Origin of the sequence: Bradyrhizobium sp. WSM1417 (genome assembly GCF_000515415.1) — a bacterium.
Taxonomy (GTDB): domain Bacteria; phylum Pseudomonadota; class Alphaproteobacteria; order Rhizobiales; family Xanthobacteraceae; genus Bradyrhizobium.
The window spans coordinates 7,530,666-7,542,671 of the sequence record NZ_KI911783.1 but is presented as its reverse complement, the minus strand read 5'-3'; the positions used below and the strand labels follow the sequence as shown (position 1 = coordinate 7,542,671).

6 protein-coding genes and 1 pseudogene are annotated in these 12,006 nt (G+C 59.7%); 2 read left to right on the top strand and 5 right to left on the bottom strand.

Annotated elements, in window-relative coordinates:
• Positions 1-134: 134 nt before the first annotated feature.
• The 4 genes from BRA1417_RS0136850 to BRA1417_RS0136835 form a co-directional block, all read right to left on the bottom strand.
• Positions 135-887, bottom strand: coding sequence for a hypothetical protein (locus BRA1417_RS0136850; protein WP_027520105.1), 753 nt, complete (start codon positions 885-887; stop codon positions 135-137).
• A 77-nt stretch (positions 888-964) separates the two neighbouring features.
• Positions 965-1,636: a hypothetical protein gene (locus BRA1417_RS0136845; RefSeq protein ID WP_156949082.1), complete on the bottom strand. Its 672-nt coding sequence runs from the start codon at positions 1,634-1,636 to the stop codon at positions 965-967.
• A gap of 368 nt (positions 1,637-2,004) precedes the next feature.
• Entirely contained in the window at positions 2,005-3,108 is a 1,104-nt protein-coding gene (locus BRA1417_RS0136840; protein WP_156949081.1) for a hypothetical protein, read from the bottom strand.
• 1,163 nt (positions 3,109-4,271) lie between these two features.
• Positions 4,272-5,603 carry an integrase arm-type DNA-binding domain-containing protein gene (locus tag BRA1417_RS0136835; RefSeq protein WP_027520102.1) on the bottom strand — a complete coding sequence of 444 codons (1,332 nt, stop codon included), beginning with the start codon at positions 5,601-5,603 and terminating at the stop codon, positions 4,272-4,274.
• A 775-nt stretch (positions 5,604-6,378) separates the two neighbouring features.
• Between BRA1417_RS0136835 and BRA1417_RS41435 the strand changes: the two are divergent.
• Both BRA1417_RS41435 and BRA1417_RS0136825 read left to right on the top strand, forming a co-directional pair.
• A pseudogene (locus tag BRA1417_RS41435) lies at positions 6,379-7,347 on the top strand (IS256 family transposase); the annotation flags it as partial.
• 396 nt (positions 7,348-7,743) lie between these two features.
• Positions 7,744-9,300 (top strand): ISL3 family transposase, encoded by a 1,557-nt coding sequence (locus BRA1417_RS0136825; protein WP_027520101.1) that lies wholly within the window; start codon positions 7,744-7,746, stop codon positions 9,298-9,300.
• 697 nt (positions 9,301-9,997) lie between these two features.
• Here BRA1417_RS0136825 and BRA1417_RS0136820 read toward each other — a convergent pair.
• A complete protein-coding gene (locus BRA1417_RS0136820; protein ID WP_027520100.1) occupies positions 9,998-11,998 on the bottom strand; it encodes a hypothetical protein in 2,001 nt (666 codons plus the stop codon).
• Positions 11,999-12,006 lie beyond the last annotated feature (8 nt).

Genomic DNA, 12,006 nt, shown 5'->3' with positions numbered 1-12,006 from the left:
GTGCGGTGAAGCGCGATATTGCCCGTCGGGCCAATTTGCCCGCAATCCGACGGGCAACACCTTAAACTCTAAAGCCGGCAACACCGGCTGAGGCCAACAATCGACGCGATAGAAGTTGCCAGGAACAAGAAAATTTAGCGAGAGCCGTTAGTGAGGCTCGAGCCAAAACTGAGGAATTCGTCTCCAAAGAGGCGACGATTTGCCCGTGCCGCCTGCTCGGGAAACTTTGCTATTGAAAACGGGGACAGAGACCAGCCGCGGTGTTCGGCACCGGATTTCATACCGAGAAATGGCTCAATACCGATTTCAGCCATTATTTGGCACCCGATCTCCAATTCGTCGATTGATGCAACGGTAAACGGCACACGCTCAAGTATTGACCTATCGATACCGGATTCGGCGAGGTGACGTGTGACACTGTCGTCAAGCATGCTCACGATCGGCGGCGTGAAAATCCACCAATCCTCCAAAGTGACAATGATCGCAAAGCACGGTTTTTCGTTCGGCAACCACTTGGTTTTAGCCGCGAGTGCATCGACGATGTTTTTGTAGTGCTGGACTACGTAAGAGCCGAGCGTGTCCATGGCATTTTCCAGGCCGGTACCCGAGACAATAAACTTCGCGTCCTGCCGCAACCGCTTGGTTTTGCACTCGATAAAAAGATTCGCTGTTGCGTCGAGGACCGTCCAATCAACACCATGCTTGCGGTAAGCTTTGCCAAGATCGTAGGGCGCCTCAGCCAGTACTTCGAATTTCGGAGGTTTGAGCAATTCCGCGAGAACCGTGCCGACGTAACTCTGAAAGGCTGCGCCGTAGGCATCGTCGAAGCCGGTCGTCTTTACAAGATCGTAAAAAAGCCCGTCTGACGTTCGGCGGAGCATGTACATAGGGATTGGGCAATAGGCGCGTTCTGGGTACGAAGGATCAAACGCGACAAGGGGTCTCGCTTGGAGGGGATTCCAAGCTAAAACCATCCATCGTCATACCTTTGGAGGGCTCGCGTTTGCTCACGCAGCACGGGAAGTGTTGTAGACATCTTTTGGAAGAAGGCGGCGCTCTCCTCTCTGCTTACCCCGATCGCGCTGTAGTCAGTCGCCATATTGATACCGGCGGATCTTAGGAAGCCCCCTGACACGGCGAACGCCAATAGATAAAATTTGTGGATCGGAATGCCCGTCTGTTGTTCAACGGCCGGCTTCAGCTCGCTCCCACCGAATATTTTGTAGTAGCGCATGATGCTCGTAGCACTGGGCGGCCGTTGCCAATGAAATTGGCGATGCACAATACGGTGAAGCTCGCGCAAAACCTCCTCACCGTCACTCTGTCTTGAGATTTCGTTGTCGATGTGACGGATGAAGTTGATTGCGCCCGCGAACTCCTCCCATCGGCCAAGACTCTTGTCGCCACCCATTGTCGGTGAATTAAGGATAGTTTCACGCGCCAAAAGCTCCAAATCCCAAGGAAAGATCGTATCTTTCAGTGTGTCCGGCCATCCTTGCTCACGCGGAAGCCGAAGGCGGTCAGCCTGCGGCCCCTGCCCCGCAAGGTGCCCGGCAAAAAGCCATATCGTTTCCATGGAATCCGCAAACGGAAACCTTCGCATGTAGTTCCGGAATGGCTTGTAAAGATCGTACACGGAGTTTCACAGAAGGGGTAAGGCTGACCAGCAAGCCGAAAATCAAATGTGGGCCGCCGGTCAGCAATAAAGCGATATATGGCGACTCAATTGCTGAACAATAGAAAGAAGAACCTTTAATAGCAGCCAAAACGGCGGGCTCTCCAAAGAACGGAGGGTATGGAATGGGGCTCAAAAGCCCATCTCAATATTCACTTGGTCGGCATCCCTTCGCCGCCGCGATGCCCCACTTGAAGATTCTTCAAATCGATGCCGGATTGCGGGACTACGGTGATAGTGCATTAAATGCCTCCGGCTGCTTTCTGCAGATTTGTGCACAATGGGGCTAGCACTACGGAGCCGTCAGCGGAGGCGAACATTTCCGGTTTTTATTTAGTCTTGAACAATCTGATCGCATAAGTCGCTACCGCGATGAGATCTCCGTCCGGAGCACGCGCGATGATCGATCCTCCCTCGGGAGACGATTTTGTGATACCGGTGACAACGAGTTGCCCGCTACGCACTTCGCCCTCCCACAGGATTCCTTCCTCAGTGCTACTGAAGAAGATCGGACCATTCGTGCCGTTAACGAGCACCGCATCGAAGTCGAACACCTGCGACTTCGACAAGTCGACGGCCAAACTTTCCGCATCGCTTAGGACCGGCGTGCCCGACGAAAGATCGAACAGCCAGAGGTTCTTATCGCTGGAGCCGACGGCGCAGTTTGCAACAAGGAGCAAATCGCCGAGTACCGAAATATTGTTGATGCCGCGCTGGGCCTTATCATTGTAGCGCAGCCGGAAATGCTCATCGCCGTCCGGGACGCTGAGCGCGACGATGTCCCCGTCTTCAGATCCAGTTAGGATATAATTCCGCCAAGCTGCCAGGCCCCTGATGTTTCGAAGTCCCCAAGGATTAGCTGGAGTCGACTTCGATCGGGCATCAACCGCCTTGGCGAGGTTAAACGTACCATCCGCCATCTTGGCCCAGAACAGAATGTAACCACCCTCATGACCCGAAACGAGGTAGTCTTGGCCCGCGACAGCGAGAGACAGCCCGCTGTTGGCCGTCCCGAAACTGGGATCATAGGTAAGCCGCTCGCCGGCTTGGAACCCCTTCCCCGTATCGCCGGCCGTGGCCGCGTTCCGACGCCATAGAATGATCGCGTCATTGGTATCGGAGGAAGCAATCGTCGCCTGGTCGACGGCTGCAACCATCTCGACGCCGCGCCCTGACGGGAGAGCCATGGCCTGCGTTACCACTGGGCCAAATTCATTTGCATTCGGTACCCGGAATATCGAGATGGTCCCGTCCCAGCGACCGACCGCAAAGTGCGTCTTGTCGAACCACGACATGGTTTGGGCGAACGCGACCGTGGTACCCGCCGGCTGGATGCTCTGCGCGTTGCGCGCAAGCCCCGCCGTCACCGACAGCAACGTCACGGTCGCCGCCATCATCGCGCGCACGACAGTCCCCGGTCGAACTGCAATCATGAAACATCTCCTCGGGAGAGCCACGCGCTCTCGCGTCGAGCGCCGCAAAGGCAGCATGCCCATGCAACTCTACCTAAAGTCGAGGCAGAAAGCACCAATTCTTTTTTGCTGGCGCGCTTGGAGCGGTGGCCAAATCCAACCGACACCATCGCCGGCCCTCAACTATACCTTCCGGCGCGAGGATGACACGATCAAGCTCGGTGTGAATTTCTATTTTGGGATTACGCGATTGCGGTGCCAAATGCACTCAATGCATGGGCTCGAAAGCTCACGGATTAAGTGTGCACCGTAATCTGATTATTCTTGTCTCGCCGCACTCGCGATTTGCAGCGCCTGCGACTTCCGGTCTGGGTCCAATCGCTACCGAAATGGCTTATCCTTCGAGTCCGCTTTTAGCCCGATAGCGGCATGACGGACGAAACGCAAACCCGTCCTTCGAGGCCGGTTGGTGGTTTGCGGCGGCCCTCCATGCCACCAGCTATCCGGCAGAACCCCGTGAACAAACGCGCACAAACGTGAATGATCTTGATCGAGAAACGCTGATTTTGTTCGAATTTTCCGCCGCCATGGTGGTGCGCTCATAACGGTCTGGTTGCAAGTCGTGCGCCTTCCGAATCGACAGTTAATCAATGGTGTTTCGATCGGAATATTGCCCCACTTATGCGACCTCCAGCCAACATTTAGGATAGCGATCGGTCTTCGATTCACAAGTCAAGCTCTCGGCAAAGAATGGCGTCCTTTTTGCACGCCACAGCTATCCGGCAGCCATACCTGTGCGCTTGATTTCTTTCTTGCTGGAGCAGCCCACGGTCTTATTGCATCAGACCGATCATGGTTCGGGGGAGGAGGCATGCCAGAGAAGGAGGAAGAGCTACGGACCGAATTATTTGGGCCGGCAGATTCCAGCAAGACGCCGCGTGCCACGAAGCGCCCTCGCAAGAACCGTGGCATGCCGCCGCCCGCGACCTTCGATTTTGATACATTGCCGAACAGCTCTAATTTGACGGCCCTAGAGGCGGCCGCGGTTATCCGGCGCACGCCCGGCGCACTGGAGCAGTGGCGGCGCGATCCGAACCACCCCCTGAAATGGCGCTACGTCGATGGCCGGCCCCTCTATCGTGTCGATGCGGTGCGCGACTATCTGGCCAAGTGCGATAGGACCACTAGGGCGCCTCAGCCGCATAATGCTCACGGAGACGGCCGAGGAGCTCGGCCTTGATAGGGTCAAGCGGATTCGTCCGCTGAAGGCGCACGATTTTGCCGACCCGTTTCGCGCCGACCAATTCCGCAATGTAGTCGTGGGCCGCTTCGAACGCCATTTTGCGGATGATCCACTGTTCGTCGTGATTGTAGACCTGATCAATTCCGCCCGGCTTTTGCCCAACACACAGCCGCTGGATTTCGTTGTCGTAGCCGCAGCGCGACATGATCGTGCGCAAGCTGCGCCTTAAGTCATGCATGGTGAACTTGGCGACGCTCGCTTCCTTAACCAAGCGGTTGACCATTTTGGTGAAGCCGGACATCTGGCCGCCGGTCTTTGGTGATGGGAAGACATAGTCGGAGGTTGCCCGCTGGAAATGTTTCGCGGCCGTGAGCACCTCGTTAACTAGGTGAGTGCGCGGCACATCGTGGTGCAGCCCCATCTTGGTCCACTCCGCATCGAAGGTGATTCGACCGTCCATGATGTGCTTTTGCCACTCGATCATGGTAGGCTCGCTGCGGCGCGGGCCGCCGAGCAGACACATGCGTGCCAGGAGACCGAAAGCCCCGAGCTTGCCGGATGCATCCCAGACCTTGATGATTTCCTCATCGGTCAGCGCGCGACCCTTCGTTCGGCGTCCGACCCTTTGCGCGCGCGTTTCCTTGGGCGCGCGATAGCCAGCGAGTACGTTGTGCTCGACATAGCCCTCGCCGACGCACCATTCGAGGAAGGTATGCACGTGCTTGCGCAAGTCCCTAGCTGCACCGCGCTTGCCGGTCTTGGCAATCTTGTCGACCGCAGCCATGATCTGCCGTCGCGTTAGGTCCCCCACACCGCTTTCGGCGTGATCCTTGAGCCCGCGCCGCAGCGCCGACATTGCTGGCTTCCAATTGACCACTTGACGTTCGGTCAGGGACGTCTGGTAGGGACCATCTTCAACAATGAGGGTCGCGAGCGTGGTGCGCTGCTTCTCGGCTGCCTGTTGCCGCCTCGCCTCGCGCTTCGCGTCGTTTGGGTCCAAGCCCTTGACGACCTCGCCTGCTGCGATGGTGGCGGCCTTGCGCGCGGCCTTCTCATTATATTTGGGCCACGCGCCGAGGGTCTTGCGCTGGGTACCCCTCACCCCCGGCTTGGTGAAGAGGTAGACCCAGGTCCGGCCGCCGGTGGCGCGCATGCGCAAGGCGAGGCCGGGCAGCTTGTCGTCGTGGAGATAGTGCTGCGCCTTACCCGGCGGCAGCGTTGCGTTGCGGATCACCGTATCGGTGAGTGTAAGCTGGTTGGCCGGCTCCGTCATGATTCCTTCCCTCTCTCTGTGCCCAGCGTGCCCCGCAAGAAGGGCGGTCAGCCCTCGAACAGAACTGGGCCTCAGACCCTCCCCTTTTGCCGTGTGCCCGCGCGGGGAGGATCCACAGACCCAAACAGAACCGGGTCTCAGACCTCCCCCGTTTTTGTGCCCCGAGGGAAAATCCACGGCGGGCACAACGGGGGCATACAAAATGTAGTAAGGTCACCTATGGGCTCATATGGCCGAATAGGGCTACAACCCACATTAATTAAAGGGGTTTTTACATTTCAACTATGGCCGGATTTGGTTGGCTCGGGTCTACGGATTGTGGTTCACACGGGAGAGGTCCAAGGTTCGATCCCTTGTGCGCCCACCATTAGCCCCTTTTATCCAAGGGGTTAGTTCTCTCATTCCCTCGGCATGTGCCCCACATCGACTGGGCACACGCCCTTTTGAAAAAGAGAAACGGATATCAGACCCTTCCCTCCACATCCCCAGCTCTGTTGTGCAAGGAATTTCACGGAGGGCACAGCAGGGGCATACAAAACAGAGCATGCCAGCTATGGCCCGCTATGGTCGCATAAGGCAGTCGTTACTATGGCTTGGATTCGTAGGCTATGGGCCAGCGCCGATACCCCTTCGCTCCGACGACTCGAGGACCACGGTCTCCGCCAAGGTCTTGGCACCACGGAGAGGTAATGGTCATCCTTCTACATCGCGGTGAGTGAAAGAGTGCATTTGCTTTTATCGCGTCAATTCTCCGCGTTCGGTCGGCACCACCTCGAAGATCCTACCGCCCTACATGCGCCGCTCGAAATCGATCGAGACGCGGCTGCCGATCCTTTACCTGAAGGGTATCTCCACCGGCGACTTCTCGGAGGCGCTGGCGGCGCTGCTCGGCAAGGATGCTGCCGGGTTGTCGGCATCCGCCATCGGTCGGCTGAAGGACGGTTGGATCGACGAACACGCCGCGTGGCAGGGGCGTCGCTACGTTTACATCTGGGCCGATGGCATCCATCTGGAGGCGCGGCTCGAAGACGAAAAGCAGTGCATCCTGGTGCTGATCGGTGCGACGCCGGAACGCCGTAAGGAACTGGTCGGCTTCACCAATGGTGCCCGCGAGAGCGCGTACGACTGGCGCGATCTGCTGCTTGATCTGAAGCGGCGCGGGCTCGCCGTGCCTCCGCGGCTCGTCATCGCCGATGGAGCGTTCGGCTTCTGGAAAGCTGCCGGCGAGGTCTGGCCGAAAACGCGCGAGCAGCGCTGCTGGGTGCACAAGACGGCGAACATGCTCGCCAAGTTGCCGAAGACCCAGCAGCCGAAAGCCAAGCGCGCGTTGCAGGAGATCTGGATGGCTGAAACGAAGGTCGCCGCCGAGCTGGCGTTCGGCGCCTTCATCGGGAGCTACGCGCTGAAATACGAAAAGGCGGCAGACTGCCTGAACAAGGATCGGGACACGCTGCTGGCTATCTACGACTTCCCGGCCGAGCACTGGAAACACTTGCGGACGACCAACCCCATCGAAAGCACCTTCGCCACCGTGCGCCACCGCACCATTCGATCGAAAGGCTGCCTATCCAACAAGACCGCGCTCGCGATGGTCTTCAAACTGGTCGAGGGCGCGCAGAGAACCTGGCGCCGTCTCGATGGTCATAACCAGTTGCCAAAACTCGTTCTCGGTGTGACATTCAATGACGGGATCGAGGTCATCGCCAAGTCGACCGACCGCCAGCCCACAACCGCCGCCGCCTGACCGGCTCAAGCCGTCACCAAAATTTGGCGATGGCTCTTCGGTTGAGCCGGACCAATGCTGCTCGACCTTGTCGAGCTTCAGCTCGTTGAAGCACATCGGGCACGCCTGTGGTGGTGGCCTTCGCTTCACGCAATGCCACTCAGCGACTCTCTAGAGCCCGTCAGAAACGCTGTCCGGTTGCTCGGGACAGAAACCGGTGCTTCACTTGGATGCCGTGTCCACTCCCCAACAGCGGGCCGGCGGAGGGGCGGCCCCGAGTTCACTCTTCAACCGGGCGATTCGGGGTCGCTCTGTCGCTACGCCGGCATGGCTGTCAATCGGCTTGCAAATTTGGCTCTGACTCATTTCTGATGAAGTTCGCCGGCGACTGTGGTTCTTCAACGGAGAATCGGCGCCATGCGGACAGGCTTTCGAATTTCATCGCTAGTACCGAGTGGTTTGGTCTTTGATGGCGTAAGTGATTCAGAGGATTCGGTTATTCTGGCTGTTCGGTCAGAGGCTGCGGAGGCCCAGTGCCCTTTGTGCGCGACACTATCGCGCCGAGTCCATAGCCGCTACATCCGGCACGTGGCCGATTTGCCATCAGCGGGCAGAAAGGTGCGCCTCCGATTACTCACGCGGCGCTTCACATGCGAGGTGCCGCATTGCCGCCGGCGGATCTTCGCGGAGCGGTTCGGAGAAGACGTCGTTCCGCTTCGACGGCGTCGGACGGCACGGCTCGAACACATCGTCCATCACCTGGGGTTGGCGCTCGGCGGCCGGCCGGCAGCAAGCTTCGCCAAGCGGCTCATGCTGCCTGTCAGCAACGATACCTTGCTGCGGGTGGTCCGCCGGCGGGCGGCGATGCCGATGGATCCCTTGCTTGTTGTGGGTATTGATGACTGGGCGTTCCGGAGAAATCGTCGGTACGGGACCATCGTGTGCGATTTGGAGCGTCGGCGGATCGTTGCCTTGCTACCCGACCGGGAAATGGCGACCGTTCAGGCGTGGCTGTCGAAGCACCCGGGCATCAACATTGTGTCGCGAGATCGCGGTGGTGGATATGGCGAGGCAGCAGCCAAGGCGCTGCCGAACGCCATCCAGGTCGCCGACCGCTGGCATCTGATGGAAAACGCGAGCGCGGCCTTCCTTGAAGCGGTGCGCCGTTCGATGAGCAAAATCCGAGCCGCAATCGGGGCGACGACGATCGATCTTAAACTGCTGACCTGCGCGGAAAAGCTTCGCTATCAGGGTTATCTGCGGCGCCAGGACAGCCATGCCGCAATCGCGGCTCTTGTCAGCGACGGTGTGCCGCTCAAGGAGATCGTCCGCCGCACAGGACATAGTCGCAATCTGGTTCGCCAAATTAGTCGCGGCGGCGGTACGGATATCTTCCGCACCCGTCAAAGCACCCTGGATGGGCACCTGCCGTTCCTGGACGCGCAGTGGTCAGGCGGCTGTCGTAACGGTGCCGAACTCTGGCGCCGTTTGAGAGGGCAAGGCTTTAAGGGATCGCTGCGCGTGGTGGCGGAATGGGCCACGCGACGGCGACGCGCCGAGACCATCAGCCGTCAACAATTGCAGAGGGTCCCCGCCGCCCGGACTATAGTGCAGTTGATGACGATGAAGCGGGACCACCTAACCAAGGCCGAGACCGTCACGGTTGCCGCTATTGAACAAAGCGTCCCTATGCTGGCCGATGCCAACGCTCTCGTTGGCCGCTTCCACGCGATGATCCGAAAGAGGGCCGAGATCGAGCTCGAACCTTGGATAGATGAATCCAAGCGGAGCCTCATTGGCTCGTTCGCGAATGGGATCGCCAACGACAAGGGCGCGGTGCACGCGGCTATCACGCAACCGTGGTCCAATGGCCAAGTGGAAGCTCAGATCACCAAGCTCAAGCTGGTCAAGCGGCAGATGTACGGGCGCGCTAAGCTCGATCTCCTTCAGGCTAGGCTGATTGGCGCGCCATAAAAACAAACACGATCATCGAATATGCGTCAGAGCCAAATTTGCAAGCCGATTGACAGACAATCCGTGCCTTGTCGTCCTGCGACCAGCGCCGCCGCCGCTCCAGCCCGCCCAAAACCTCGACCCGCATCACCTGATGACCTTAAAGCTAGACTTAAGGTCACACGCTTCGCGAATTACCATCCGTCACGCAAGACGGCCCCCGTCGGATGCGTACGGTCCAGCCGCGCCCGGAACAGATCGTTCGATCCCGTCGTCCTGTGCTTCTTCGGTCGCATCGGCCCCTCCGATGCACACAGAATCATGGTCCGCAGCAAAAGGGAATCCACAAACCAAAATTGCAAGGTTTGGGGGCCTCAAGCCCCCAATCCCTGCAATCTCAAATGCCGCCGCAACCGGAAAACTGACTCCTGCTCAATCGCTTAGAGCCTTGTTCACGGACGACCAGAAAAGCGATAACTAGCCGCACGTGCCGGACCGTTACCAGCGGCGGCTCTTTATCCTGGGGCCGGTATCGAATCGGCGGCGCCGGGAAAGCACAGCGCATCCCTAAATCCCTGCGGCTCGCCATGCAAAGGGGTAGCTATTTTTAGCCTCGTTCACGCTGTAGCCCTCCAGCGCCCCAATGAAATCACGCTGTCTTGTTGCGATATCGTCAAACCGGAGTTTGCGGAATCTACGCATCGGATCGTCGCGCCTCCTACGGCCACAGTGGCGTCGAGGCTTGAGCCTCATAGCTAGGCTGGGCAAAGCCTTCGGCAATGGCAGCTAGGCGCCGCTGGAGGTCGCGCGGGAGTCCTCCCATGCCTGCCTCGAGATGTCGCAGCGCCGAGACCCGATGCTCAGGATCGTTAAATCCCTCCGCCAGGGCAACAAGGCGCTCCTGAACTGCGGGAGCAACCCGTACCAGGTTTCCCCCGAGGCTCTGCAAAGCCGAAACACGATGCGCAGGGTCGTCCAGCCCCTCGGTAAGGGTGACGAGGCGCTTCTGCAGCTCGGGCGCAAACTCCGCCAGGCCCTCTCCGAGGCCTTGCAAGGCCACGACACGATGCCCGGGACTGTTGAACACCTCGGCAAGGCCGACGAGGCGCTCCTGGACCGGGACCGCTAGCCGGCCTACATGCGCCCTTAGGGCCCATAGCGCCGAGATGCGATCCTCGGGCTGAGCCAGCCGCTCAGCGAGGGCAACGAGGCGCAGCTGGAAGGAGGGCGAAAGCCCTCCCACATGCATTCCAAGAGCCCATAGTGCCGAGACGCGATGCTCGGGCTCGTTAAGCCGCTCCGCGAGGGTGAGCAGGCGCCCCTGGAGCGCGGGCGCAAGCCCTTCCACACCCACTCCGAGGCTTCGTAGGGCCAAGACACGATCCTCGGGCTCGTCAAGCTGCTCGGTGAGTGTAACGAGGCGCTCTTGCAGCGGGGGTGAAACCCCTCCTACGCGCACTCCAAGGCTCTCCAAGGCTTGAGCACGATGGCTGGATTCGTTTAGCCCTTCGGCGAGAGCGATGAGGCGCCTTTGGAGTGCGGGCGCCAAGTCTGCCACGCGCACTCCGAGGCCCTCCACCGCAGAGGCCCTATGCGCGGAGTCGTGAAGTCCTTCGGCGAGAGTGATGAGGCGCTCCTGGAGCGCGGGCGCCAGCTCTCCGACGCCCGTGAGGCCCTCCAAGGCTTGGGCGCGATGCTCGGGGTCGTCAAGTCCCTCGGTGAGGACGATGAGGCGCTCCTGGAGCGTGGGCGCAAACTCTCCCACATGCGCTCCAATACCCATCATAGTTTGAGCGCGATGCTCGGGGTCGTTAAGCTGCTCGGCGACGACGACGAGGCGCTCTTGGAGGGCGGGCGAAAACCTTGCCGCACCCGCTCCGATGTCCCACACGGCCGAGACGCGATGCTCGGGGTCGCTAAGGCCCTCGGCGAGGACAACGAGGCGCTCTTGCAGCGTAGGCGCAAAGTCTCCGATGCGTTCCCTGAGGCCCTCGATGACGGAGACGCGATGCTCGGGGTCGTCAAGCCCCTCGGCGAGGGTAACAAGGCGCTCCTGCTGCGCGTGCGTAAGCTGTCCTGCGCGCGCTCCGAGGGCCCCGATGACGGAGACGCGATGCTCGGGGTCGTCGAGCCCCTCGGCAAGGATGAAGAGGCGCGTTTGGAGCGCGGGCGAAAGCCTTGCCACGTGCGCTCCGAGGCCCCACACGGCCGAGACGCGATGCTCGGGGGCTTTAAGCCCCTCGGCGAGGGCAACGAGACGTCCTTGGAGCGTTGGCGCAAGCTCTCCCATGCGTTCCCCGAGGTACTCTATGACGGAGACGCGATGCTCGGGGTCGTTAAGCCCTTCGGCGAGTGCGACGAGGTGCTCCTGCCGCCCTCTGGTCAGGTTCTGACGCGTTTCGTGAAGCTCCGCAGATAGCTGGGCGGCATCACGCAGTCGGCGACTTGTCTTCGACGTCATCAACGGATCGATCGGGCTGAGCTGCTCAGCAATTACACCGAGTACGTCCATCGTCAGATGAGGGCCGTGCCCTTCGATAGGCAGCGCAGCAGCATTCGATCCTTGAGGGTTAGAGCGTGTCTGCTCCACGACAGAACGGGACGGGCCGCTTCCTTCGAGATTAATCGCCGGCCCAGTGGGAGAATCGTCCGCGCCATTGGCTTCGTTGGTCTCATATCCCACCATCGGCGCCTTGCCGCGTTCGTCAATACCCCTCATGATTCACC